The 24,683-nt window shown below is 37.6% G+C and carries 27 protein-coding genes; 24 read left to right on the forward strand and 3 right to left on the reverse strand.

The genetic code is table 11. From position 1 onward, the window contains the following. The first annotated feature begins 5 nt into the window (after positions 1 to 5). The 19 genes from V2145_RS01945 (at position 6) to V2145_RS02035 (ending at position 17,609) form a co-directional block, all read left to right on the forward strand. Entirely contained in the window at positions 6 to 497 is a 492-nt protein-coding gene (locus V2145_RS01945) for a hypothetical protein (protein WP_311856634.1), read from the forward strand. A 60-nt stretch (positions 498 to 557) separates the two neighbouring features. Next, entirely contained in the window at positions 558 to 842 is a 285-nt protein-coding gene (gene yqfC, locus V2145_RS01950) for a sporulation protein YqfC (protein WP_025911638.1), read from the forward strand. 16 nt (positions 843 to 858) lie between these two features. Beyond that, positions 859 to 2,046, forward strand: a complete 1,188-nt coding sequence (gene yqfD, locus V2145_RS01955; RefSeq protein WP_094910841.1) for a sporulation protein YqfD — start codon at positions 859 to 861, stop codon at positions 2,044 to 2,046. A gap of 3 nt (positions 2,047 to 2,049) precedes the next feature. Further along, positions 2,050 to 3,021: a PhoH family protein gene (locus V2145_RS01960; protein ID WP_094910840.1), complete on the forward strand. Its 972-nt coding sequence runs from the start codon at positions 2,050 to 2,052 to the stop codon at positions 3,019 to 3,021. 66 nt (positions 3,022 to 3,087) lie between these two features. Next, the gene (locus V2145_RS01965; protein ID WP_413691346.1) at positions 3,088 to 5,181 is read left to right on the forward strand and encodes an HD family phosphohydrolase; all 2,094 of its coding nucleotides are present in this window, start codon (positions 3,088 to 3,090) and stop codon (positions 5,179 to 5,181) included. Continuing rightward, on the forward strand, positions 5,178 to 5,648 hold the full coding sequence (gene ybeY, locus V2145_RS01970) for an rRNA maturation RNase YbeY (RefSeq protein ID WP_094910839.1): 471 nt from the start codon (positions 5,178 to 5,180) through the stop codon (positions 5,646 to 5,648). Before V2145_RS01965 ends, ybeY begins: the two co-directional genes overlap by 4 nt. Continuing rightward, positions 5,632 to 6,009: a diacylglycerol kinase family protein gene (locus V2145_RS01975; RefSeq protein WP_094910918.1), complete on the forward strand. Its 378-nt coding sequence runs from the start codon at positions 5,632 to 5,634 to the stop codon at positions 6,007 to 6,009. Before ybeY ends, V2145_RS01975 begins: the two co-directional genes overlap by 17 nt. Positions 6,010 to 6,150: 141 nt before the next feature. Next, positions 6,151 to 7,056 carry a GTPase Era gene (gene era / locus V2145_RS01980; RefSeq protein ID WP_094910838.1) on the forward strand — a complete coding sequence of 302 codons (906 nt, stop codon included), beginning with the start codon at positions 6,151 to 6,153 and terminating at the stop codon, positions 7,054 to 7,056. A gap of 117 nt (positions 7,057 to 7,173) precedes the next feature. Beyond that, the gene (locus tag V2145_RS01985) at positions 7,174 to 7,317 is read left to right on the forward strand and encodes a YqzL family protein (protein WP_131888308.1); all 144 of its coding nucleotides are present in this window, start codon (positions 7,174 to 7,176) and stop codon (positions 7,315 to 7,317) included. A 25-nt stretch (positions 7,318 to 7,342) separates the two neighbouring features. Beyond that, complete coding sequence (gene recO, locus V2145_RS01990; RefSeq protein WP_094910836.1) at positions 7,343 to 8,110, forward strand: DNA repair protein RecO; 768 nt, start codon at positions 7,343 to 7,345, stop codon at positions 8,108 to 8,110. 251 nt (positions 8,111 to 8,361) lie between these two features. Then, positions 8,362 to 9,000 carry a helix-turn-helix transcriptional regulator gene (locus tag V2145_RS01995; protein WP_090752854.1) on the forward strand — a complete coding sequence of 213 codons (639 nt, stop codon included), beginning with the start codon at positions 8,362 to 8,364 and terminating at the stop codon, positions 8,998 to 9,000. A gap of 36 nt (positions 9,001 to 9,036) precedes the next feature. Further along, positions 9,037 to 9,843, forward strand: a complete 807-nt coding sequence (locus V2145_RS02000; protein WP_094910835.1) for a pyruvate, water dikinase regulatory protein — start codon at positions 9,037 to 9,039, stop codon at positions 9,841 to 9,843. 282 nt (positions 9,844 to 10,125) lie between these two features. After that, positions 10,126 to 10,611 carry a YaiI/YqxD family protein gene (locus V2145_RS02005; RefSeq protein WP_210609573.1) on the forward strand — a complete coding sequence of 162 codons (486 nt, stop codon included), beginning with the start codon at positions 10,126 to 10,128 and terminating at the stop codon, positions 10,609 to 10,611. A 41-nt stretch (positions 10,612 to 10,652) separates the two neighbouring features. After that, entirely contained in the window at positions 10,653 to 12,461 is a 1,809-nt protein-coding gene (gene dnaG, locus V2145_RS02010; RefSeq protein ID WP_210609575.1) for a DNA primase, read from the forward strand. 63 nt (positions 12,462 to 12,524) lie between these two features. Continuing rightward, entirely contained in the window at positions 12,525 to 13,655 is a 1,131-nt protein-coding gene (gene rpoD / locus V2145_RS02015) for an RNA polymerase sigma factor RpoD (RefSeq protein ID WP_061784756.1), read from the forward strand. 312 nt (positions 13,656 to 13,967) lie between these two features. Further along, entirely contained in the window at positions 13,968 to 15,107 is a 1,140-nt protein-coding gene (locus V2145_RS02020) for an acyl-CoA dehydrogenase family protein (RefSeq protein WP_330987276.1), read from the forward strand. Between the two features lie 167 nt (positions 15,108 to 15,274). Continuing rightward, on the forward strand, positions 15,275 to 15,634 hold the full coding sequence (cccA, locus tag V2145_RS02025; protein ID WP_094910831.1) for a cytochrome c550: 360 nt from the start codon (positions 15,275 to 15,277) through the stop codon (positions 15,632 to 15,634). A 149-nt stretch (positions 15,635 to 15,783) separates the two neighbouring features. Continuing rightward, positions 15,784 to 16,491 carry a tRNA (adenine(22)-N(1))-methyltransferase gene (locus V2145_RS02030; RefSeq protein ID WP_094910830.1) on the forward strand — a complete coding sequence of 236 codons (708 nt, stop codon included), beginning with the start codon at positions 15,784 to 15,786 and terminating at the stop codon, positions 16,489 to 16,491. After that, complete coding sequence (locus tag V2145_RS02035) at positions 16,488 to 17,609, forward strand: Nif3-like dinuclear metal center hexameric protein (RefSeq protein ID WP_094910829.1); 1,122 nt, start codon at positions 16,488 to 16,490, stop codon at positions 17,607 to 17,609. The genes V2145_RS02030 and V2145_RS02035 overlap by 4 nt, the downstream gene beginning before the upstream one ends. Before the next feature lie 27 nt (positions 17,610 to 17,636). On the opposite strand, the gene V2145_RS02040 is transcribed toward V2145_RS02035, so the two are convergent. Then, positions 17,637 to 18,587, reverse strand: coding sequence for a 4-hydroxy-3-methylbut-2-enyl diphosphate reductase (locus V2145_RS02040; RefSeq protein ID WP_311856653.1), 951 nt, complete (start codon positions 18,585 to 18,587; stop codon positions 17,637 to 17,639). Between the two features lie 185 nt (positions 18,588 to 18,772). Continuing rightward, entirely contained in the window at positions 18,773 to 19,429 is a 657-nt protein-coding gene (gene vrrA, locus V2145_RS02045; protein ID WP_330987277.1) for a VrrA/YqfQ family protein, read from the reverse strand. 183 nt (positions 19,430 to 19,612) lie between these two features. On the opposite strand from vrrA, the gene V2145_RS02050 reads away from it, so the two are divergent. Together V2145_RS02050 and V2145_RS02055 are read left to right on the forward strand one after the other, a co-directional pair. Continuing rightward, positions 19,613 to 20,932 carry a DEAD/DEAH box helicase gene (locus tag V2145_RS02050; protein WP_330987278.1) on the forward strand — a complete coding sequence of 440 codons (1,320 nt, stop codon included), beginning with the start codon at positions 19,613 to 19,615 and terminating at the stop codon, positions 20,930 to 20,932. Between the two features lie 18 nt (positions 20,933 to 20,950). Further along, a complete protein-coding gene (locus V2145_RS02055; protein WP_330987279.1) occupies positions 20,951 to 21,841 on the forward strand; it encodes a deoxyribonuclease IV in 891 nt (296 codons plus the stop codon). Between the two features lie 336 nt (positions 21,842 to 22,177). On the opposite strand, the gene V2145_RS02060 is transcribed toward V2145_RS02055, so the two are convergent. Further along, on the reverse strand, positions 22,178 to 22,429 hold the full coding sequence (locus tag V2145_RS02060) for a DUF2624 domain-containing protein (RefSeq protein WP_094910824.1): 252 nt from the start codon (positions 22,427 to 22,429) through the stop codon (positions 22,178 to 22,180). 211 nt (positions 22,430 to 22,640) lie between these two features. Between V2145_RS02060 and V2145_RS02065 the strand changes: the two genes are divergently transcribed. The 3 genes from V2145_RS02065 to V2145_RS02075 are packed head-to-tail and all read left to right on the forward strand — an operon-like array spanning position 22,641 to position 24,681. Then, a complete protein-coding gene (locus V2145_RS02065) occupies positions 22,641 to 23,420 on the forward strand; it encodes a metal ABC transporter ATP-binding protein (RefSeq protein WP_247600450.1) in 780 nt (259 codons plus the stop codon). Next, on the forward strand, positions 23,417 to 24,259 hold the full coding sequence (locus tag V2145_RS02070; RefSeq protein ID WP_330987280.1) for a metal ABC transporter permease: 843 nt from the start codon (positions 23,417 to 23,419) through the stop codon (positions 24,257 to 24,259). The genes V2145_RS02065 and V2145_RS02070 overlap by 4 nt, the downstream gene beginning before the upstream one ends. Next, positions 24,256 to 24,681, forward strand: a complete 426-nt coding sequence (locus V2145_RS02075) for a Fur family transcriptional regulator (protein ID WP_094910821.1) — start codon at positions 24,256 to 24,258, stop codon at positions 24,679 to 24,681. Before V2145_RS02070 ends, V2145_RS02075 begins: the two co-directional genes overlap by 4 nt. Positions 24,682 to 24,683: the final 2 nt, after the last annotated feature.

Here is a 24,683-nt window from a genome sequence, read left to right on the forward strand (position 1 = left end):
TCCTCATGAACGTAATTCAAGGTATATTTGAATTTATTATCGGAAATCTCTTTCTTGTTATCATCGTCGGAGGCTTTATTTTAAACGTTATTCAACGTTATATTGGTTCGGGTGCAGAGGATCAAGAAAAACGTCCACAGCGCCAGCCAATGCCTCCTGTTGGTAATCCTACTTCTAGAGAAGAGAGAAATCGTCCGCAACGAATACCGTACCGTCCTTCTGATCGTCATGAAAAGGAAACGGTAGTAGAAGTTAAGAAAGATATGCAAGAAGAAGCTCAAGCAGTTCGCAATGAGCTTCAAGAAAAGCTTGAACAGCTAAAGACCCAAAGGGAAATGCCGAAGCGAGCTGTCGGAGGCTCATCTCTAACCATCGATAAGAAGCAGAGAACGTCTACTCGTCCTGTTGCATTTTCAAAGAAATCAGCAGTTCAAGGAGTTATTTGGTCGGAAGTACTAGGACCACCAAAGTCGAAAAGACAAAGTTATAAAAGATAAATAGATGTGATACATTAACCCCCTTTCTCATAAACATGAGATGAAAGGGGGTTCTTTTTTATGAGCAAAACATGGAGACAGCAAATGAAAAGATGGATGACGAAAACGATGGAACTACCCGCTGATGTGTTAATGGATCTTCCTCGGATTACGTTAGTTGGACAAATACACATATATATTGAAAATCATAAAGGTTTATTAGCCTTTTCTGATACTGAAATACGAGTGTTGTTAAAGCAGGGACAAATGCTAGTCCGCGGTGAAGGACTCGTGATAAAGGTGATTTTACCTGAAGAATTAGTATTAGAAGGGAAAATTAATCAAGTTCTTTATTTAGAACAGTAGGGGTAGGAGGAACATAATGAAGAATGGATGGACAAACTTTATTATTGGAACCGTGCGAATTCGAATTGTTGGAAAAGGCATTGAACGTTTTGTGAATTTATGCGTACGCCAAGGAATTATGGTCTCTCATGTCAAAAAAGTAGAAGAGGGTTGTATTACAGCCACTATTTTGTTGAAAGATGTTAAAAAAATTCGTATACTGATTCGAAAAGCTGACTGCAAAATTTATTTTGTACGTCGGCAAGGCTTTCCTTTTTTAACAAAAACAATGTGGAGAAACAGCGGGTTTGTCTTAGGTTTTCTTTCTTTTTTTCTTTTGCTCACGCTGCTATCTAATATGATATGGAAAGTTGAAATAACTGGAGCTTCTCCAGAAACAGAATATGAAATGACCAAGAAGCTAAAGGAAGTGGGCGTTAAGAGAGGGGAATTTCAATTTTTACTAGGTAGCCCTGAACAAATACAGCGTTACTTAACCGATTCCATGAATAACATCACATGGGTCGGTGTAGAGGTTAAAGGAACTTCTTATCACTTTCAAGTGGTTGAGAAAAATGAGCCAAAACCCCAAGAGAAATCTTCTTACCAGCACTTAGTTGCAGCAAAAAAAGCAACGATTACAAAAATGTTTGTGGAGAAAGGACAATCTTTGGTAAAAGTAAACGACGTGGTTAATGAAGGTGAGGTGCTGGTTTCTGGTATTATTGGCAATGAGAAAAATAAGAAGGTTGTATCAGCTAAAGGAGAAGTTTACGGGGAAACATGGTACAAGTCTGAAGTAGAAGTTCCACTTGAAACTAATTTTCATGTGTTAACAGGAGAATCCTATAGTAAGCATTACTTAGATTTAAGCGCATTTAAAATGCCGCTTTGGGCGTTTTCAAAAGAAAAGTATAGAACGACAAAAGTTGAAAAAGAAGTAAAGCCGCTGTATTTTTTTAAATGGAAAACACCGCTTTCTTATGAAAAAGTTATTATAAGAGAAGATCAAAGCACAAAACGGGTATACTCTAAACAAGAAGCCGTTGAAAAAGGGCTTGAAACGGGTCGGAAACAATTAAAAGCATTTTTAAGTGAAGATGCTGAAATAAAAGGTGAAAAAGTTTTGCACCAACAACTTGAGAATGGTAAAGTAAAATTATCAATACATTACCAAGTTATAGAAAATATTGCGAGTACCCAACCAATTATTCAAGGAGATTGAGGAATGTCAGAACAGCTAGTAACAATTAACGTACAACTTGACGATTCAAACGAAGCAATTTCTTTATTCGGTGTACAGGATGTTAACTTAAAGAGAATTGAAGAAGAAATGAATGTCAACATCATCTCTCGAGGTGAAACAGTTATTGTTTCAGGTAACCCTGAAGATGTACAAACCGTTGAAGAAATGTTAAAAAAACTAGTAAAAATTATTCGTAAAAACATTACAATTTCAGAACGAGATGTTGTCTACGCTATTCAGCTCGCCAAAAAGGGTACGCTGGAGTTTTTTGAAGATGTATACGAAGAAGAGATTGCCAAAAATGTACAAGGCAAGTCAATTCGTGTTAAGACGTTGGGACAAAGCCACTATATTTCTGCTATTAAAAAGAATGACCTTGTATTTGGTATTGGACCAGCGGGAACGGGAAAAACGTATTTAGCCGTTGTAATGGCCGTTAATGCTTTGAAAAATGGGTTTGTAAAGCGTATTATCTTAACGCGCCCAGCTGTTGAAGCAGGGGAAAGCTTAGGTTTTCTACCGGGAGATTTAAAGGAAAAGGTGGATCCTTATTTACGACCACTATATGATGCGTTGCACGATGTGTTAGGAACCGAGCACACGCAGCGATTAATCGAAAGGGGCGTAATTGAAATTGCACCGCTTGCTTATATGCGTGGGCGTACCTTAGACGATGCTTTTGTCATTTTAGATGAGGCGCAAAATACAACATTAGCACAGATGAAAATGTTTTTAACTAGATTGGGTTTCGGGTCAAAAATGATTATTACAGGTGACGTATCACAGGTGGACTTGCCTAGAGGTGTGAAGTCTGGTTTAGGGTCAGTTACAAAAATATTAAATAATGTAACAGGCATTTCGTTTATCCATTTAGATCAATCAGATGTTGTTCGTCATCCATTGGTTGGTCGAATTATTCAAGCGTATGACCAATTTGACAAAGAGACCCTTTAATTTAGGGTCTATTTTTTGTAAAAGGGGGAAATTGGTGTGTCAAAGTTTCGGTTTTTGAAACAAACAATGGCACAGATCGAAAAGCTGCGGTTAATTCAACTAGGGTTATATGCTTTAATTGGTCTCATTATGTTTGCGTCTATGTATAGCAATGTAAAGCCAGAAGAATTGGACTTGAGGCTTCTATCGATTTCACCGGAGACGATTTATTCACCTGTGACAATTGAGGATAAAGAGAGTACTGAAAAGAAAAAGGCAGAGGCAAAAGAAGCAGTTGAAGATGTGTATACACAAAAAACAGAATATGCACAAAACCAGGTCGATCTTGTCGCATCTATTTTTGATGCTATTATTGAAGTGAATAAAGAATACGATCAGCTAGAAAATAAAAGCGAAGCAAGCAAACAAGAAATGTTGAAGGATAAGCTTCCGGATAATATTCGCAAGGATCTATCTGACAAGGCAATTAGTGAGCTTTTACAGACGAACAAAGAAGAATTATCGGTTGCCAAAGATGCGGTTGTTACAGCGGTCCATCACGTAATGAAAAACCAAGTCATGATTAGTGACTTAGAAGAAATGAAAGACCAAGCTGAAGGGCAGTTGGTGTATACGACTAATGTAAGTTCTAATCTAAAGGCGGCAATGAATGAAATTGCAAGATCTTCTATTATTCCAAATGTTATTTATGATCCACAAAAAACATCTGAAAATCGCCAGGCAGCAGTTGAGAAAGTAGAGCCTGTAAGAATTAAGCAAGGTCAAATTATTGTGGAAGAAAATCAGCTCATTAATGCCGATATCTACCGCCAGCTTCAGCTTGCTGGGCTGTTAAATAATAAAGGAATGCTGCAGCCGTTTATTGGCTTAAGCTTGTTAATTATTATTATGATTGGCGGAGCAGCTTTTTATTTGCGCGGCTTTCATGCAAATACATATAAGCCACTCCTTTTATATGCGATTATCACGAGCATTACGATTGCTTTAATGAAGATCTTAAGCTTTTTTCAACGAATTGATTTATCTGAAATTGGCTATTTAGCCCCTGTGGCTGTTGGTGGTATTCTGCTGCGAGTGTTAATGAATGAGAAGATTGCGATTATCTCTAGCATACTCTTTGCCATTTGCGGTAGCATTATCTTTAACGGTGAATTGACAACAGCTTTTAATATGAATATAGGGATTTACTTGTTGATTAGTAATATTACAGCCATTTTGTTTTTAATGGACAAACAGCGCAAAGCAAGAGTGCTACAAGCAGGACTTGTTGTTGCACTAATGAATGTTATCGTTAGTCTATCCATTATTTTTATTAAAAATGGTCAGTTAGATACGGTGGAGCTTGGCTACTATAGCTTAATGGCAATGGCATCTGGTATTATTTCTTCAGTATTAGCTATTGGTTTGCTCCCTTTCTTTGAAAGTGGCTTTGGGATTTTATCGACGATGAAACTAATTGAGCTATCTAGTCCCAACCATCCTTTACTGAGAAAAATTTTAACCGAAACGCCGGGTACGTATCATCATAGCGTAATGGTAGCTAACTTGTCAGAGGCCGCTTGTGAAACTATTGGGGCCAACGGCTTGCTCGCACGTGTAGGGGCCTATTATCATGATATTGGTAAGACGAAGCGGCCTCAGTATTTTATTGAAAACCAAATGAATATTCGTAATCCACATGATGCGCTATCTCCAAAAGTTAGTAAAAATATCATCACGTCTCATACAACAGACGGAGCAGCTATTTTGCGCAAACATAAGCTACCCAAAGAGATTGTTGATATTGCGGAACAGCATCACGGAACATCTTTGTTAAAGTTTTTCTATCATAAAGCGCTGGAACAAACAGAAGAAGAGATAAAAGAAGAAGACTATCGTTACGAAGGGCCTAAACCCCAAACAAAAGAAGCCGCCGTCATCTGCATTGCAGACAGCGTAGAGGCTGCTGTGCGTTCAATGCCAAATCCAACCCCAGAAAAAATTGAGAAAATTGTGCGCAGCATTATTAATGACAGGGTTGAAGATAAGCAGTTTATTGAATGTGACATTACATTAAAAGAATTGGAATTAATCAGACAAGCTCTTTGTGAAACGCTAAACGGTATATTCCATTCTCGTATTGAGTATCCTGAATTAAAAAAACAGAAGGTGAAAGCATGAGTTTACTAATTGACTTTATTGATGAAACAAATGAAATAAAAAATGAACAAAAAGAAACGTTAGAAGCCTTATTAGCGGTAGCTGCTGCTAAAGAAGGTGTAGAAGATGGAACGGAAGTGTCAATCACGTTTGTAAACAATGAGCGCATTCAAGAAATCAATCGTGAATATCGTGACAAGGACAAACCAACGGATGTTATTTCTTTTGCTTTAGAGGAAATGGGCGAAGGTGAAATTGAAATTTTTGGTGAGGAAATGCCGCGAGTGTTAGGGGATATTATCATTTCTGTCCCAAGAACAATTGAGCAAGCTGAAGAGTATGGCCACTCCTTTATGCGTGAACTAGGTTTTTTAACCGTACATGGGTTTTTACATTTGCTTGGTTATGATCACGAAACGGCTGAAGACGAGAAGCAAATGTTTACACGTCAAAAGGACATTTTAGATGAGTATGGCCTTACGCGATAGGGGAAAAATAAGACGTTTGGTCCGTAGCTTTGGCTATGCAATAGAAGGTTTTAGGTATGTGGTTGCAAAGGAAGCGAACATGAGAATTCACGTTTTGGCTTCTTTTGTAGTCATCCTAGCGAGTTTTTGGTTTCGTATCTCATTAACAGAATGGTTGATTGTTTTACTGTTAATTGCAGGTATGTTTAGCTTGGAACTGATGAACACAGCTGTTGAAAAAACAGTGGATTTAATTACAACTAAACGTCATCCCTTAGCAAAGCACGCAAAGGATGCTGCCGCTGCGGCAGTGTTGGTTTATGCGTGTTTTGCTGTGATTATTGGCATGCTAATCTTTTGGAAATACATCTTCTTTTCATGAGTTGTTTGTATTCCACATATAGCGTTGTGCTATAATGATGCTATAGTAAGATTTTCTCTTTTTACAGCACGCTGAACTTATTACGTGTTGGAGAAAAGATAGTAAGAATACTATGAATGGATCAATCATCGGAGGCTTTACATGAGTAATCATACATTTAAATCAGGTTTTGTTTCAATTATTGGTAGACCTAATGTTGGAAAGTCTACCTTTTTAAATCGAGTAATTGGACAAAAAATCGCCATTATGAGCGACAAGCCACAAACAACTCGTAATAAAATTCAAGGCGTTTATACGGAAGATGAGGCACAGATTGTGTTCATTGACACACCTGGGATTCATAAACCTAAGCATAAGCTTGGAGACTTTATGATGAAAGTTGCGCAAAATACCTTAAAAGAAGTAGACCTTGTGCTGTTTATGGTAAACGCAGCTGAAGGATTAGGCCGTGGTGATGAATTTATCATTGAACGTTTAAAAGAGACAAAAACACCAGTGTTTTTAGTCATTAACAAAATTGATGAAATTCATCCAGATGAGCTGTTTACAATCATTACAACATATAAGGATTTATATCCTTTTGCTGAGATTATCCCAATTTCTGCTTTGCAAGGAAACAACGTAGAGCGTTTGTTAGATCAAATTAAAAAAGTACTTCCAGAAGGTCCACAATACTACCCTGCTGATCAAGTGACGGATCATCCAGAACGTTTTATCATTACAGAATTAATTCGTGAAAAGGTATTGCATTCAACTCGCGAAGAAATTCCCCACTCTATTGCAGTTGTCATGGACTCTATGCAAAAGCGAGATAACGGTGCAATATACGTGGGGGCAACAATTATTGTTGAACGTGATTCTCAAAAAGGTATTGTGATCGGGAAGCAAGGAAAAATGTTAAAAGAAGTAGGTAGAAAAGCGCGTGCTGACATTGAAGCTTTATTAGGCTCAAGAGTTTTCTTAGAACTTTGGGTTAAAGTACAAAAAGATTGGCGTAACCGTGCATCACATTTAAGAGATTATGGATTCCGAGAAGATGAATATTAAGTTAACACGTCATAAATTGTAAAAAATTGTGTTACATGATTTTAGCTAGGAAGGCTATTCTAAACGTAAGGAATTGAAATTGTATCTGATCTATACGATTAGAAAGGTGGGAGTTCTATGTTAAATTTTACTTGGAACGTCTTTTCACAAACAGGTAGTATCGATACATACCTTCTTTTCAAAGAACTTGAAAAAGAGGTAATAGAAGGGCCTGAAGCACACGAAGATGATCCTGAAGGTCTCAATTCTCCAGTTTCGTAGCCTTCCCAATAGTAGGTGATAAAGTTTGTTTAAAAAATGTGAAGGTATTGTTATTCGAACGAATGACTATGGTGAATCAAATAAAATTGTAACCATCTATTCACGTGAATTGGGCAAGGTAGGCTTAATGGCAAGAGGTGCGAAAAAGCCTAGTAGTCGTTTAGCTTCTGTGACACAGTTATTTACGTATGGCTATTTCTTTATACAGGCAGGTTCAGGAATGGGAACTCTTCAGCAAGGTGAAGTGATTTCTTCTATGAGAAGCATACGCGAAGATATTTTCACAACCGCGTATGCTTCTTATATTCTTGAATTAACGGATAAAGGAACAGATAACAACAAGCCAAACCCCTTTCTTTTTGAGCTACTTTACCAAACGATTCATTATATGAATGAAGGATACGATACTGAAATCTTAACGTATATTTATGAAATGAAGATGTTGAATGTACTGGGGTTATATCCAATTCTCGATGAATGCGCGGTTTGTCATGCAAAAGAAGGAACCTTTCACTTTTCTGTACGAGAAGGGGGCTTTATTTGTCACCGTTGCCTAGAAAAAGATCCTTATCACTTTAAACTTACGCCCACGTCCGTTAAATTACTGCGTTTATTTTATTATATGGATCTAAAAAGGCTAGGGTCTATTTCAGTCAAGCCTGAAACGAAAAAACAGTTGCACTTTATTATTGATCAATATTATGATGAGTATTCAGGCCTGTATTTAAAAACAAAGCGATTTTTAACTCAAATGGAATCGTTGAAAGCGGCATTGCCAACTAAAAGCGAATAAGGTTACGTGTGAGTTCTATAATATAATGTGAGGGTGCCTCAAGATAAAGTGATATTTGAGACGCCCTTTTTACTGTTGTTTAAAAAAAAACAATAGCGATTAGAAAAGTGACAAGCATCTTTCATGTTTTTTTGGACGTAACGTGATAGAATAAAAAATCCTTTTAAAAAATATATCTTTTCATCTTTTACTTTTAAATAAAAAGTATATAATGTTTTTATAAATAGTATGTCACATTTAACGGCTAGGTGGTGATTAAAATCGAACTAAATAAAAGACAAGAACATATCTTACAGATTGTAAAAGACCAAGGTCCCATTACTGGAGAGCATATTGCAGATAAGCTAAACTTGACACGGGCAACACTTCGACCGGACTTAGCGATTTTAACAATGGCAGGTTATTTAGAAGCACGGCCTCGCGTGGGGTATTTCTATACGGGAAAAACAGGAGCGCAACTTTTAACGGATAAAATCAAAAAAATCCAAGTTCAGGACTATCAATCTATCCCTGTTGTAGTCAATGAAAATGTGTCTGTATACGATGCAATTTGTACGATGTTTCTCGAAGATGTAGGAACATTGTTTGTTGTGGATGAACAGTCGTTATTAGTAGGAGTTCTATCTCGAAAAGACTTGCTGCGTGCAAGTATTGGAAAGCAAGAGCTTACATCAATTCCTGTTCACATTATTATGACTAGGATGCCTAATATTACATATTGTCATCGTGAAGAGCTGCTCATTGATATTGCACAGGTGTTGATTGAGAAACAAATTGATGCCATTCCCGTGGTGAAAAAAGTAGATGCAGGACTTGAAGTAGTAGGAAGAGTGACAAAAACAAATATCACAAAATTACTAGTAGCACTGGCTCATGATGAAGTATTATAATCGAAGTGATTAAAATGATTAAGGGGATGTGCCAAAATGAACAACCCATGCTTATATGTAATCTCGGATTCGGTTGGGGAAACAGCAGAATTAGTTGTCAAAGCAGCTTCCAGTCAATTTAATATGACGGAATTTATTATTAAAAGAGTTCCTTATGTGGAAGATACAGCTACGCTAGCGGAAGTAGTATCTCTAGCTAAGTTGAACAATGGAATTATTGGGTTTACACTTGTGAAACCAGAAATGCGCAGCTTTTTGCTGAACGAAGCGGCTAAAAAAGGCGTGGAAGTTTTTGATATTATCGGACCACTTATTGACAAAATTCAATCATCGTATCAGTTATCGCCAAGGTACGAACCAGGAACAGTTAGCAAGTTAGATGATGATTATTTTAAAAAAGTAGAAGCGATTGAATTTGCAGTTAAATATGATGATGGACGAGATCCACGAGGTATTTTACGAGCGGATATCGTACTCATTGGCGTATCACGAACGTCAAAAACACCATTGTCTCAGTTTTTAGCTCATAAACGCTTAAAGGTGGCTAATGTTCCAATCGTACCGGAAGTAGATCCACCAGAAGAACTCTTTCACGTGTCACCTAAAAAATGCATTGGTCTAATGATCAGTCCTGATAAGTTAAATGACATTCGCAAAGAGCGTTTAAAGTCATTAGGATTAAATGACCAAGCTATCTACGCAAATATCGAAAGAATTAAAGAAGAGTTAGATTTCTTCCAAGGGATTGTCGATAAAATTGGATGTGAAGTAGTCGACGTCTCAAATCGAGCTGTAGAAGAGACTGCTGGGATTATTGCAAAAATCATTCAACAAAAAAAATAATGCAGTTGTCAGCAGAGCTAAAAAATGACGTGACAATACCGTATTGCTTTATGAGCCATCATTCCTGAATGATGGCCCTTTGCATAACGAGTTATTCCTTAACTTTATGGTAGAAAATATCGCGTAGTTATATTATAATTAAAAATTGTGATAAAAAAGAATAGTTTTAGGTTTAGACTTTGTGAAGAACGAATAAACTATTTATATAAATGTCAAGGATCGAGTCTAAAAAGTATTCGACAAACGCAATCTACATGAAATTACAAATGGTAGAAGGAATCTGTGGAGGGATGTAGAATACAGAGTTATAGCAAAAGAAACTATACGATTTTTGTCGATGCTGATGCGTGTCCTGTAAAAAAAGAGATTGTAGAACTAGCACATACATACTGCGTTGAGGTTATTTTTGTTGCTTCATATGCTCACATGCAAACAAACCCTTCAGCGGGTAAGTGGGTTTACGTAGATAGTGAGAAAGAAGCAGTAGATTTATACATTTTAAATCACGTTCAGCAAGGAGACATCGCTGTAACACAGGATACGGGGTTAGCGAGCATGCTTCTTAGTCGACGGGTTTATGTATTGTCTCCACGTGGAAAAGTATATAGTGAGAGTGATATGGATACGGTTCTTTTTTTTCGATATGTTTCAGCAAAGGAAAGAAAAGCAGGTCGTTATTCAAAAGGCCCTAAAGCTTTTAGCGATGAAGACAGAGAGAAGTTCAGTACAGCGCTCGAAAAAATATTGTCGAAACGTGAAGGAATTTAGCTTTTAATGAAGAATTACTATAGAAATACGGAGCTGTTAACATGGCAAATCGAATTCCCGATGAAGTGATTGATCGTATTCGACGTTCAGTAGATATTGTCGATGTCATAAGCGACCATGTGCAGCTAACCAAACAGGGCCGAAATTATTTCGGGCTATGTCCGTTTCATGGGGAAAATACACCATCATTTTCCGTATCGCCAGACAAGCAAATTTATCATTGCTTTGGGTGTGGAGCTGGAGGAAACGCATTTTCATTTGTTATGGATTTAGAGGGGCTTTCGTTTACCGAAGCTGCTCAACACCTTGCTGATAAAGGGAATATTCCATTTGAATATGAAGTTCAACAGCCGAGCTCCGAGGGTTCAAAGTCAGAAAATGCCCTGGTTGATGCACATGAGCTTTTAAAGAAATTTTATCATCATTTATTGGTAAATACAAAAGAGGGCCAGGAAGCATATGATTATTTAATTAACCGTGGTTTCACAAGGGAAATCATAGATGAGTTTGAAATTGGATATGCACTGGATTCCTGGGATTTTGTTACTAAATTTTTAACAAAGCGTGGATTCAAGCCAGATGAAATGGAAGCTGCAGGTCTTATTATTAAACGAAACCAAGAAGAAAGTTATTTCGATCGGTTTCGAGATCGAGTTATGTTTCCCATTGCAGATTTACAAGGGAGAACCATTGCTTTTTCAGGGCGCCTATTAAAAGAGATAAAAGGGCAGCCTAAGTATCTAAATAGTCCCGAAACTTCGATCTTTAATAAAAGTCGTACACTCTACAATTTTCACCGTGCCAAAAAACACATTAGAAAAAATCAACAAGTCATTTTATTTGAAGGATTCGCAGACGTTATTTCATCGGTGACTGCGGAGTGTCAGCAGTCCATCGCTACGATGGGTACCGCGCTTACCGAAGAGCAGGCTAAAATCATCCGTCGAAATGTTGAATCCGTTATTTTATGCTATGATGCAGACTCAGCAGGTATTGAAGCCGCGTATAAAGCTGTGAATATTTTAACAGATGCAGGCTGCTCAGTAAAAGTCGCTATGATGCCAGATGGATATGACCCTGACGATTATATAAAAGAGTTTGGAGCAGCAAAGTTTCGAAACGAAGTTATTGAAAACAGCTTGACGCTTATGGCATTTAAAATGCGATATTTGCGACGTGGTAAAAACTTGCAGATTGAAGCCGATCGTATGAAGTATATTGACGAAGTGTTAAAAGCAATTAGTCAATTAACAAAAGCGGTCGAAAAAGATTATTATTTAAGGCAGCTGTCTCAAGAGTTTTCAATTTCATTAGATGCTTTAAAAGAACAGCAACAACAAGTTCGCCATGAAGTGAAAAAGAAAAAGGATAATGATTCTTGGAATAGAAATACTATATCAAGACATCCTGTCACAAAAAAGAACCTCCTTCCTGCACATGAAAATGCAGAGAGGCATTTAATTGCATATATGCTAAAAGACAGGGATATAGCGTTTCGGATTCAAGATATGCTTCAAGCACAGTTTAATATAGAAGAACATAGGGCTCTTGTGACGTACTTATATGGGTACTATGAAGAAGGTTATAGTCCTAACCCAAGCAACTTTATCGAACGTATTCCTGATTCAAACCTGACAGGTTTAGCTTCGGAACTAGCGATGATGTCAATTAACGAAGAATTGTCGGAGCAAGCGTTGCATGATTACATTCAACAAGTGTTGAATTATGAAAAGAAGTCCATAATAAAAGACAAAGAGCAGCAAAGGCAAGAAGCGGAGCGTCAAAAGGATTATGTAAGAGCTGCGACAATTGCAATGGAAATTTTGGAATTAAAAAAGGCGTTAAAATAAAACGTGTTTATTAGTCCCACTTTTAAAAAAGGTGTCCTCAAAATTTTGGAAGGAGGGGATTTGATGGCTGAAAAATCAGCACATTCAAAGCAACTTGATTCAGATTTAACAATAGAGCAAGTCAAAGAACAATTGACTGAAATTGGTAAAAAACGTGGTGTTCTCACATATGAAGAAATTGCCGAACGCATGGCGAATTTTGAAATTGAGTCCGACCAGATGGATGAATATTACGAATTCCTTGGGGAACAAGGTGTTGAAGTGATGAGCGAAGCGGAAGCAAATGAAGATGCGGATCCAGATATTCAACAATTGTCTAAGGAAGAAGAGTTTGATTTGAATGACCTTAGCGTACCACCAGGAGTAAAAATCAATGACCCTGTTCGTATGTATTTAAAAGAAATTGGTCGTGTAGACCTTCTATCTGCTGAAGAAGAAATTAACTTGGCAAAACGTATTGAAGAAGGCGATGAAGAAGCTAAGCGTCGTTTAGCAGAAGCAAACTTACGTCTAGTTGTAAGTATTGCTAAGAGATATGTAGGACGCGGTATGCTTTTCTTAGATTTAATTCAAGAAGGAAACATGGGCTTAATTAAAGCAGTTGAAAAGTTTGATTACCGTAAAGGTTATAAATTTAGTACGTATGCAACATGGTGGATTCGTCAAGCGATTACTCGTGCAATTGCAGACCAAGCGAGAACAATTCGTATTCCTGTACACATGGTAGAAACAATTAACAAGTTAATTCGTGTTCAACGTCAATTACTGCAAGATTTAGGTCGTGAGCCATCTCCAGAAGAGATTGCAGAGGATATGGATTTAACACCAGAAAAAGTACGTGAAATTTTAAAAATTGCTCAAGAGCCTGTTTCACTTGAAACGCCTATTGGTGAAGAAGATGACTCTCATCTAGGTGACTTCATTGAAGATCAAGATGCAACATCGCCTTCTGAGCACGCTGCCTACGAATTATTGAAAGAACAATTAGAAGACGTCTTAGATACGTTAACAGATCGTGAAGAAAATGTGCTACGTCTTCGTTTTGGTTTAGATGATGGTCGTACACGTACGCTTGAAGAAGTTGGAAAAGTGTTTGGCGTAACGCGTGAACGTATTCGTCAAATTGAAGCAAAAGCATTGCGTAAGTTAAGACATCCAAGCCGCAGCAAACGTTTAAAGGATTTCTTAGAATAGAATTTAAGATGAATTAATAGTTTACTTCTATATAGGAGTAAACTATTTTTTTGCTTCTTTTTTTTACCAATCATTACCCTTTGAATATATTTTACTGAAATGAGTTTTGTTTTGCAAATGCTCTTTTTTAAAAATTCCACTAAGTTATACAAGAAAACTTTTAAATGCAATCGCTATCATTTTTTAAAAGGAACTTTTCGTTTATTATATCATGAAATGGATTCTCTTATTTTAAAAGTTGAGAAAATTTACAAAAATGACTTATAATTAATTATTGTAAGCGTATACATTTTGTTTTGGGGGGAATTTGAGATGAATTTTGAATTAACAGCAGAACAGAAAATGATTCAAAAAACACTTCGAGAGTTTTCAGAAGCTGAGGTTGCACCAGGAGCATTGGAACGAGACAAGACGAAAGAGTTTCCGTTAGATGTGTTTAAAAAGTTATCTGATTTAGGCGTTATGGGGCTTCCTTTTCCAGAAGAGTATGGTGGAGGGGGTGCTGATACTGTTAGCTTTGCTATTGTAGTAGAAGAGCTAAGCAGAGCATGTGGTTCAACGGGAATTACATATTCTGCTCACGTATCGTTAGGCGGTGCACCTATTCATCTATTTGGAACACCTGAGCAAAAAGAAAAATACTTAGTTCCAATCTGTACTGGAGAATCGTTTGGAGCATTTGGTTTAACTGAACCGAATGCAGGAAGCGATGCTGGAGGAACTGAAACGAGTGCAGAGTTAGAAAATGGTGAATATACGATTAACGGCAGTAAATGCTATATTACCAATGCAAGCTATGCAAGATTTTTAGCTCTGACAGCTGTTACAGCAAGGGATGAAGGGAAAAAAGAAATCTCTGCGCTAATTGTGCCGACTGATTCAGTTGGTTTTTCAGTTATTGATAATTATGAAAAGATGGGCCTTCATGCTTCGAATACAACGGAACTAATTCTAGAAGACGTAAAAGTGCCAGAAGAAAATTTACTTGGCAAAAAAGGAGAGGGCTTTAAGCAATTCTTAAAAACGCTCGATGGAGGCAGAATCGGAATTGGAGCAATGGGAGTTGGAATTGCTCAAGCGGCTTATGAAAAAGCTCTTGCTTATGCCCAAGAAAGAAAGCAGTTTGGAAAAAACCTTTCATCTTTTCAAGCAATCCAATTTAAACTGGCAGATATGGCTATGAAAGTGGAACTGGCAAGAACGATGGTTTATAAGGCAGCGTGGCTGAAAGATCAAGGCAAACCTTTTACTAAGGAAGCGGCTATGTGTAAGCTTTATGCGTCTGAAATATGTATGGAAGTAGCAAGCCAAGCTATTCAAATCCACGGTGGATATGGGTATATGAAAGAGTATCAGGTCGAGCGTTTTTTACGAGATGCGAAACTATTGGAGATTGGTGAAGGGACATCTGAAATTCAGCGTTCCGTTATTGCTAGACAGATTGGCTGCTAATGAACTTTAAAAAGTGTAAGCGTTTCGAAAAATAGTGGATTTTATAGAGAGATTAGATAATTCTGTCAATAAAACCCTTTCACTTGTCCCCGTTTTACAGTAAAATAAAGATGCTTATATTATTTTGCTATTTCACGGGATGGGAATACATAAAGGGGGTATAGTTAATGAATCGAAATCCACTGATACCATTTTTGCTCATCGCACTTATTGGAATTGGATTAATGGTAACCTTCTCATTTAATGGTCTCAACAACGCAGAAGAAATAGCCGCTGAAAAAGAAGGTGGGGGCGAAGAAGATCAAGCCTCAGCAAAGCCTGAAGATCTCTATCAACAAAACTGTATTGGATGTCATGGCGATCAGTATCAAGGAGGCGTAGGGCCAGCTTTAAAAGGAGTGGGCGACAAGCTTTCTGAAGAAGAAATTGCTGATATTCTAGTGAACGGAAAGGGATCAATGCCATCCGGGTTAATATCTGCTGAAAAAGCTCCTGAGATGGCGAAATGGGTTTCAGAAATTAAATAACTAAGAGTTTTATGGTAGCCTCTTATAAACTAAGAGGCTTTTTTTTATACAAGTTAGGAAATAATAGAACCGGGATCACAGTATGATTCGTAAGAGTGTTTATGATAAAATAATGAACAGTAATTACATAAAGAATAGGTGACAAGACAATGAATGAGTTAAAATTATCTAAGCGACTAGAAGAAGTGGCAAAATCAATACCAAAGGGAGCAATGATTGCTGATATTGGATCAGATCATGCTTATCTACCTTGCTATGCATATTTACAAGGATATATAAAAGGCGCAATTGCAGGTGAAATTACAGAAGGTCCTTTTCAATCAGCTGTTAAACAAGTAGAAAAAACCAGCTTAACAGACGTCATTGAAGTAAGAAAAGGCGATGGGTTAGCTGTTATTACACCGGGTGAAGTGGATTGCATTACCATTGCAGGAATGGGTGGAACCTTAATTCAAACTATTTTGGAAGATGGGAAAGAGAAGCTGCAGGGCGTTAAAAGACTTGTGCTACAGCCTAATATCGGAGCTCACCATATCAGACAGTGGTTGATTGAACATAAATGGTCTTTAGTTGACGAAAAAATCATGGAAGATGACGGCCGAATTTATGAAATTCTTGTAGCTGAACAAGGGGATCCATTAGGTGCCTATGGTGACAAGGTCGAAGAAGGAATTTTAGTAGGACCAATTTTGGCAAGGGAGAAAAATGATGCCTTTAAGAAGAAATGGAATCATGAGTTAGCACATACGAAAAAGATTGTCGAGCAAATGGAAAAATCAGCTACAACAAAAGAAGGACAAGAAAAAAAGAAAAAATTAGAAAATGAAATTCGAATCATTGAGGAGGTTTTATCATGAATAAAGTACCAAACGGTTATCAAGTTATTGAGCTGTTTGAATCTTTTTCTCCGAAGCACTTAGCTATGGAAGGGGATAAAATTGGTTTGCAAATCGGCACATTAAACAAGCCAGTTTATAAAGTGATGATTACCTTAGATGTATTAGAAATGGTTGTTGATGAAGCAATTGAACAGCATGTTGATCTCATTATTGCTCATCACCCTCCTATCTTTCGACCGTTAAAGCAAATCCAAACGGATCAGCCTGCTGGACGTATCGTTGAAAAGTGCATTAAACATGATATTGCTGTATATGCTGCTCATACAAACTTAGATATTGCTGAAGGTGGCGTTAACGATTTGCTAGCTGAAGCATTAGGTTTGCAAAACACCGAAGTTCTTGTTCCAACGGGTGCTGAAGAACTAAATAAATTTGTAGTTTACGTACCAGAAACACATTACGAAGCGGTTCACCAAGCAATCTCAAAAGCAGGTGCAGGTGAGATCGGATTATATAGCGGCTGTGCGTTCTTTACAGAAGGCGTTGGAACCTTTACCCCATCGGAGCAGGCAAATCCTTATATCGGCTCACAAGGTACTGTAGAACGCGTGAAAGAAGTGAAAATTGAAACGATTTTTCCAGCAAGGCTTCAAAAGAAAGTTGTGCAAGCCGTACTACGTGCTCACCCATATGAAGAAGTAGCCTATGATATTTATAACCTTAAGCAAAAAGGAAAAGAGTATGGTCTTGGGAAAATCGGACATCTATCCCGTGAAATGACACTAAAAGAATTCGCTCATCATGTAAAAGAAGCGTTAGATGTAGAAGGGTTAAGAGTCGTTGGTAACTTAAATGATACTGTGAAAAAGGTTGCGGTATTAGGTGGGGATGGTAACAAATACATTTCTAATGCAAAATTTAAAGGTGCCGATGTTTATGTGACAGGGGACTTATATTTTCATGTAGCACATGACGCAATGATGATGGGGCTGAATGTTATTGATCCTGGTCATCATGTCGAAAAAGTGATGCGTCAAGGAGTTGAAAAGAAAATGCAAGAGCTCTGTAAAGACAAGAAGTTTGAGTGCACAATCTTTTCATCAAAAGTTAATACAAATCCATTTACGTTTCTATAAAAAAAGATGCTCATCAGAGCATCTTTTTTAGGATGATTTTTTCGTACGTACTTTTGGTAAGATTTTCGATAATGGAACAGTTTTTTCAAGTGTCCATGTTGTTTCGTCAGCAGGGTCAAACTGCTCTAGAAACTTAATGACTTCTTTTGTAATTGGCGTAGGAGTGGATGCACCAGCCGTTACAGCGACTGAAGTAGCATCTTTCAACCAAGCTACTTTAAGCTCAGAAATATCGCTAATACGATAAGCTTTTGTTCCAGCAATCTCTTCAGAAACTTGCGCTAGACGGTTAGAATTATTACTTTTTGGATCACCAACAACAATTGTCACGTCAGCTTCTCCAGCTTGTTCTGCTACCGCTTCTTGACGTACTTGTGTTGCTAGACAAATTTCTTTATGCACTTCAGCATGAGGGTATTTCTCCTGAACTTTTTCAATCACATCGGCTACGTCCCATTGGCTCATTGTTGTTTGATTCGTCACAATGATTTTATCTCTTGTAATATCAAGGGATTCTACATCTTCTTCTTTTTCAATTAGATGAACGATGTGAGGCGCAATACCCACTGCTCCTTCCGGCTCAGGATGGCCTTTTTTACCGATATAAACGACTTCATAGCCTTCTTTCTCTTTTGCAAGAATAAGGTCATGTGTTTTGGTTACGTCTGGGCACGTTGCGTCAATTGTAACAAGTCCTTTTTCTTTTGCGCGCTCTTTTACTTCTGGTGATACACCATGAGCTGTAAAAATGACCGTACCTTCATTAATTTTATCTAAAATCTCTAAACGATTTGCACCGTCTAGGGTAATGATTCCATCTTCTTCAAACGCGTCTGTTACGTGTTTGTTATGCACAATCATGCCTAATATATAAATTGGGCGTGGAAGGGATGTATCCAAAGCTGCGTTGCGTGCAATAACCATTGCATCAACAACTCCATAGCAATAGCCGCGTGGAGCAATTTTTATAACTTTCATTAGTATCCTCCTCATCATAAGGTGACGAGTATTTGTAAACTCCTTTCTATTATATAAAAGCATGAACAATAATACAAAGGATATATTGGTCGTGTAATGCTTCCTCTCTATAATTGACATTAGTCTTTCTTTTTGGGTGACAATATGTATAAAAGGTAGATGTTAACCTCTCTACCTTTCTTTTGTTAAATATAAAGCTTTGGCGTTGATTGGCGTACTTTTTTAACGGGTTTAATTTCTTCATCATCAAAATTAAATTCGTCGCTTTCTAAATTCTTTTCTTTTTCGTTCTCGTTTTCTTTAGAATTATTAATTTGGGTGCTTCCTTCATTGTTTTTTTCTTCGCTATTGTTACTTGCGTCAGTTTCTTCCTCTTCACCTGTATCCGCTGTGCGTAGTAGCTGATACATTTTTATAAGAGACGGAGCGTTTTTAACGAGTGGTCCGTACTGTTGTACCATTGGCCCCATTGTTTCAGCCACTTTAATAACCTTTTGAATATTGGTCATCATGGAGCTCAGCGTAGCAGGGTTCGTTAAATTTTGTAAATTGCTTAATAATGAAGCAGACGATGCGGGTGTAGCTGCACTTTGAACCGTATTGAATAGAGAAGTAGGTGGAATCATCCTTTGAGCTCCAGCAGCTCCAGAACCTCCAAAGGCTTCAGTGCCTCTGGCACCAGCACGACCTCTTCCAAATATACGAGCTAGCAAATTTCCTGGACCACGAGGCGTTCCTTGAGGGTTGATTCCCTGTGTATTCGGGAAGAATGTTTGTTGAGTATTAGTAGGTCCAAACGGGCTCTGCATACGAGGGGGAAAGGATGGTCTTCTTGGAATCAAAGAGCGCACCTCCTTTAGGTTAGTAAACTTCTTCTTTATCCTATGCATTTGTACCGAAAATGTTTGCAAAACCCAACATAAGTTTTTAGAATCAAAATGATCAGTAGTCAGCGAGAGCAAAATGGATTATAATCATATATTGTGTTTAAAATTGAACGTGACAGTAAAAAAAGGAGATTTAATATGGAAAAAACTAACTTTGAACGTTTTGAGCTACAGCCATTTTTAATAGAAGCAATTAAGCAATTAGGGTTTTATAACCCAACAGAAATTCAAGAACGCTTGATTCCATCAGTTTTAAAAGGAGACAGCGTTATTGGTCAGTCGCAAACAGGAACAGGTAAAACACATGCATATTTACTTCCTCTTTTAGAAAAAGTGAATCCGGCAAAGCAAGAAGTACAGGTTGTTATTGCAGCTCCAACACGTGAGCTAGCTTCACAAATTTATCAAGAAGTATTAAAGATTACGAAATACTGTGAAGAAGGAAAAGAAATTACAGCAAAATGTTTTATTGGTGGAACAGACAAGCAGCGTACGATTGAAAAGTTAAAAAAACAGCCACAAATTGTAGTTGGAACACCTTCACGTCTATTTGATTTAGTAAATGAAAAAGCGTTATTTGTTCATACGACTGCAGCAATCGTTGTAGATGAAGCGGATTTAATGCTTGATATGGGCTTTTTAGAAGATGTAGATCGTTTGGCAAGCAGCATGCCTGAAAAGCTTCAAATGCTTGTATTCTCAGCTACAATTCCAGAGAAATTAAAGCCATTCTTGAAAAAATATATGGATAACCCTAAATATTCTCATGTGGCACCAAATCAAGTAGCAGCAGCTAAGCTAGAGCATGTATTAGTACCCCTTCGTCATCGTAACAAGTTTAAACTTTTACACGATATGCTTATTTCTTATAATCCATACTTAGCCATTGTGTTTACCAACACGAAGAAGATGGCTGATGAAGTAGCGGATGATTTAATGGCAAAAGGCCTTCGTGTAGGGCGTATTCATGGGGATTTAACGCCACGTGATCGTAAGAAGATGATGAAACAAATTTCAAACCTAGAGTTTCAATACGTTGTAGCAACAGATTTAGCAGCTCGCGGTATTGACATCGAGGGCATTAGTCACGTAATTAACTTTGAACTTCCTTCAGATCTAGATTTTTATATTCACCGCGTAGGACGTACAGCACGTGCTGGATATTCAGGGATTGCTGCTACAATGTATGATGTAGAAGATGAAGATGCGGTGATTCGACTTGAGAAAATGGGAATAGAGTTTGTGAACAAAGACTTGAAAAACGGTGAATGGATTTCAATTGATGACCGCAACCGTCGTAAAAAACGTCAGAAAAAAACGGATGATGTTGATAAAGAAGCAAGTCGCTTAATTCAAAAGCCAAAGAAAGTAAAACCTGGCTATAAGAAAAAACGTGCTCGTGAAATTCAAAAGTTTGTTCAAAAGAAAAAGAGAAGCGAGCGCCGCAATAATCGATAAAACAGAGGTGGTAACAACATGTTAAAAATCGGTTCGCACGTATCAATGAGTGGGAAAAAGATGCTGCTTGGGGCTAGTGAAGAAGCTGTTTCGTATGGAGCTAATACGTTTATGATTTATACGGGCGCTCCTCAAAACACAAGGCGTAAAAAAATTGAAGAGCTAAACATTGAAGCTGGTCTACAGCATATGAAAGAAAACGGTATTGATAACATCGTTGTGCATGCTCCATATATCATTAATATTGGTAATACAACAAATCCAGCCACGTTTGAGCTTGGAGTAGAGTTTTTAACTTCAGAAATTCAGCGTACCCATGCTCTTGGTGCTCGCCAAATTGTACTTCACCCAGGAGCTCATGTAGGAGCTGGCACAGAAACAGGTATCAAGCAGATTATCAGCGGATTAAATGAAGTGCTTCGCCCAGACCAAGAAGTACAGATTGCCTTAGAAACAATGGCGGGAAAAGGATCTGAATGTGGACGAAGTTTTGAGGAAATTGCTATGATCATTGATGGTGTTACGCATAACGAAAAGTTATCGGTTTGTTTTGATACATGCCACGTTCACGATGCAGGATATGATATTGTGAACGATTTTGATGGAGTATTAAATGAATTTGATAAAATGGTGGGGATTGATCGTATTAAAGTACTGCATGTTAACGATAGTAAAAATAGCTGTGGGGCTAAAAAAGACCGACATGAAAATATTGGCTTTGGTCATATTGGCTTTGACGCGTTAAATTACATTGTTCATCATCCAGCATTTGCAGATGTGCCGAAGATTCTAGAAACACCGTACGTTGGCGTGGATAAAAAGACGAAAAAAGCACCATATAAGCTTGAAATTGATATGTTAAAAGCAAAAGTATTCGATCCCGAGTTACAAAATAAGCTGATGAACTAACAGTTAAAATAAGCTGAGACATAAGTATTTGAGCGAACGAGATATCCGAACTAGTGGAAGGTAACGACTTTTAATAGTTTGGGTATCTTTTTATTTGTTCCAAAAATAAGTTAAAAAGCCTAGTGGAATGGAGCGTAAGATACATAGCTCCAGAGGGAACTAGAGGAAAGGCTGAGACCCCGCAGCACAGCGAGGAGAACCAGGTTCCTCCCTGCGAAAAGCGAGTGTCTGCAGCATCATGGAATGAGCTTGTTATTGCAGCCTAAAAGATTTTAGAAAAGGCATAAGTCGTGTTTGAGAAAGAATCATTTCGTTTTCCTAGATTCTTTGTTTATGTTACATCAGTTTTTGGAACAGCTCATTGACCTTTTTAGCTGTTTCCCGATCTGTTACTTGAGCAATTTGCTTAATTAAATAACGACGCTCAGCTTCATTATAAATGTTTACAGGTTTTTGCCTAATGACGTTCACAAGAGTATGAGCCTGCTCGGGTGTAATAAACACATTATACTGTTTACTATATTTAAGCAACTCGTTTGGTGTTAAGCTATTCACTTTTTTGTTAACGATTTGTTGAACTAATTTCATGTCAATCCCTCCTCGTTATATACATTGTATGAGGGAAAGTGCAACATGTGCTGATTTTCTTTATGTATTAACATTTACAACAAAGTAGGATTGAGGTATACTACTAGAATGATTAAATCGTAACGATTCTGACGTGAATGGGGTAACGGCTAAAATAATGAAACCGTGCCCTGTTCGTCGTGCTTAAATATAGAAAAGAATGGTGATAAATATGAGTATAGCGAATGCTATTGAAGTTGAACAATTATCGTTCCAATATGATGGGAGATATGTTTTAGAGGACATTAGCTTTTCAATTCCAAAAGGATCCTTTTTAGGACTTGTAGGTCCAAATGGTTCTGGAAAATCAACGCTCATTAAATGTATTCTGGGACTGCAGAAGCCTTCAAAAGGGTTAATTCGCTTATTTGGAACAGAACAAAGAAAATTTAAAGAGCGAAGCAAAATTGGCTATGTGTCACAAAAAGCAAATAGCTTTAACAGCGGTTTTCCCGCAACGGTATTTGAAGTTGTATCAACAGGGCTAACATCTAAGATTGGATTGTTTAAGTTTATGACACCAGCACATCGAAAAAAAGTTAAAGAAGCAATAGCTGCTGTTGGTATGAGTGAGTTTATAAATCGAAACATAGGTGAGTTATCGGGTGGGCAGCAACAGCGCATTTTCATCGCACGTGCTCTTGTAAGTGACCCGGAGCTACTCATATTAGATGAGCCTACGGTTGGTGTGGATGCTCAAAATGTTCAAAATTTTTATCAATTATTAGAAAAACTAAATAAGGAGCACGGAATTACTCTGTTACTTGTTACACATGATATTGGAACGATTACTGATAAAGTAACGCACGTTGCGTGTTTAAATAAATTTTTACATTTTCATGGGGAATCAAAGGACTTTGAAACGTTTTGTGAGCATGATGTATCCATGTTTTATGGACATGACGTTCATATGTTAACTCATCACCATGACCATGGAGGGCAGCACGCATGATTGCAAGCTTATTTGAATTTGAATTTTTACGCAATGCATTTGCAACGGGAATGATCATTGGGGTCTTAGCTCCGCTTTTAGGCGCTTTTATCGTTGTGCGCCGCCTTTCTCTTATTGCAGATGCACTTAGCCATGTAACTCTTGCCGGCATTTCTTTTAGTTTGTTATTGAGTCAGAAAGTAGGGTTTATGCAAGGGGTAAATCCACTATATTTAGGAATGGTTGCTTCGGTTGGAGGATCGCTTTTCATTGAAAAGCTACGTGCGGTTTACAAGCATTACCAAGAATTAGCCATTCCCATTATTTTATCGGGCGGAATAGGAATTAGCGCCATTTGCATTTCATTAGCAGATGGCTTTAACAATGACTTAATGAATTATTTGTTTGGTAGCGTCAGCGCTGTAAGCCGATCAGATTTATGGACGGTTATTGGTATTGCGGTAGTAGTTATTACGCTCGTTTTCGTATTTTATAAAGAATTGTTTATTTTATCCTTTGATGAAGAGCATGCGTCAGCATCTGGCATTAAAGCGAAATGGGTGCATTTTTTATTTATCGTAATGGTTGCTTTAGTTATTGCGGTTTCCATGCGAATTGTTGGGATTTTATTAGTGTCATCCTTAATGACGCTCCCGGTAGCAGCGAGCATTCGCTTAGCTAATGGTTTCAAACAAACCATTTTATTATCGGTCATTTTTGGAGAAGTATCCGTACTAGGTGGATTGTTTTCAGCTTACTATTTAGATTTAGCTCCCGGAGGTACAATTGTTGTCATTGCTGTTATAATTTTAATTATATCAATCATGATTAACAAAGGGCGAAAGGGGAAAAGAAAATGAATTTGTCAGAAGCAATTAATTTGTTAAAAGATGAAGGATATAAGCATACTGGAAAACGAGAAGAAATGCTTGCGTTGTTTTCAAAAACGGATAAGTATTTAACGGCTAAAGATGTGTTAGAGCATATGCGATTGGATTATCCAGGTCTTAGCTTTGATACTATTTATCGTAACTTATCACTATTTGCAGACCTTGGCATATTAGAGATGACGGAGCTTTCAAGTGAAAAGCATTTCCGCTTTAAATGTGCAACTAAACACCACCATCATCACTTTATTTGCTTACAATGTGGCAAAACAAAAGAAATTGATGCTTGTCCAATGAAGTATGTAAACGAAGATTTAGAGGGATTCGATGTAACGGGACATAAATTTGAAATCTACGGTAAGTGTACGGATTGTAACGAGCAAGTGGTAAACTGAAT

The organism is Priestia sp. GS2 (assembly GCF_036409025.1).
Classification (GTDB): domain Bacteria; phylum Bacillota; class Bacilli; order Bacillales; family Bacillaceae_H; genus Priestia; species Priestia aryabhattai_A.

Bases quoted from the DNA above. Each gene is read 5' to 3' on its own strand.
- yqfC (WP_025911638.1), top strand. From the start codon at position 558: ATGAGCAAAACATGGAGACAGCAAATGAAAAGATGGATGACGAAAACG.
- V2145_RS02055 (WP_330987279.1), top strand. From the start codon at position 20,951: ATGTTAAAAATCGGTTCGCACGTATCAATGAGTGGGAAAAAGATGCTG.
- V2145_RS02070 (WP_330987280.1), top strand. From the start codon at position 23,417: ATGATTGCAAGCTTATTTGAATTTGAATTTTTACGCAATGCATTTGCA.
- V2145_RS02000 (WP_094910835.1), top strand. From the start codon at position 9,037: ATGAACAACCCATGCTTATATGTAATCTCGGATTCGGTTGGGGAAACA.
- ybeY (WP_094910839.1), top strand. From the start codon at position 5,178: ATGAGTTTACTAATTGACTTTATTGATGAAACAAATGAAATAAAAAAT.
- V2145_RS02040 (WP_311856653.1), bottom strand. From the start codon at position 18,587: ATGAAAGTTATAAAAATTGCTCCACGCGGCTATTGCTATGGAGTTGTT.
- V2145_RS02065 (WP_247600450.1), top strand. From the start codon at position 22,641: ATGAGTATAGCGAATGCTATTGAAGTTGAACAATTATCGTTCCAATAT.
- V2145_RS01960 (WP_094910840.1), top strand. From the start codon at position 2,050: ATGTCAGAACAGCTAGTAACAATTAACGTACAACTTGACGATTCAAAC.
- V2145_RS01975 (WP_094910918.1), top strand. From the start codon at position 5,632: ATGGCCTTACGCGATAGGGGAAAAATAAGACGTTTGGTCCGTAGCTTT.
- era (WP_094910838.1), top strand. From the start codon at position 6,151: ATGAGTAATCATACATTTAAATCAGGTTTTGTTTCAATTATTGGTAGA.
- V2145_RS02020 (WP_330987276.1), top strand. From the start codon at position 13,968: ATGAATTTTGAATTAACAGCAGAACAGAAAATGATTCAAAAAACACTT.
- V2145_RS02075 (WP_094910821.1), top strand. From the start codon at position 24,256: ATGAATTTGTCAGAAGCAATTAATTTGTTAAAAGATGAAGGATATAAG.
- cccA (WP_094910831.1), top strand. From the start codon at position 15,275: ATGAATCGAAATCCACTGATACCATTTTTGCTCATCGCACTTATTGGA.
- V2145_RS01985 (WP_131888308.1), top strand. From the start codon at position 7,174: ATGTTAAATTTTACTTGGAACGTCTTTTCACAAACAGGTAGTATCGAT.
- V2145_RS02030 (WP_094910830.1), top strand. From the start codon at position 15,784: ATGAATGAGTTAAAATTATCTAAGCGACTAGAAGAAGTGGCAAAATCA.
- V2145_RS02035 (WP_094910829.1), top strand. From the start codon at position 16,488: ATGAATAAAGTACCAAACGGTTATCAAGTTATTGAGCTGTTTGAATCT.
- V2145_RS01965 (WP_413691346.1), top strand. From the start codon at position 3,088: ATGGCACAGATCGAAAAGCTGCGGTTAATTCAACTAGGGTTATATGCT.
- yqfD (WP_094910841.1), top strand. From the start codon at position 859: ATGAAGAATGGATGGACAAACTTTATTATTGGAACCGTGCGAATTCGA.
- rpoD (WP_061784756.1), top strand. From the start codon at position 12,525: ATGGCTGAAAAATCAGCACATTCAAAGCAACTTGATTCAGATTTAACA.
- V2145_RS01945 (WP_311856634.1), top strand. From the start codon at position 6: ATGAACGTAATTCAAGGTATATTTGAATTTATTATCGGAAATCTCTTT.
- V2145_RS02060 (WP_094910824.1), bottom strand. From the start codon at position 22,429: ATGAAATTAGTTCAACAAATCGTTAACAAAAAAGTGAATAGCTTAACA.
- V2145_RS02050 (WP_330987278.1), top strand. From the start codon at position 19,613: ATGGAAAAAACTAACTTTGAACGTTTTGAGCTACAGCCATTTTTAATA.
- dnaG (WP_210609575.1), top strand. From the start codon at position 10,653: ATGGCAAATCGAATTCCCGATGAAGTGATTGATCGTATTCGACGTTCA.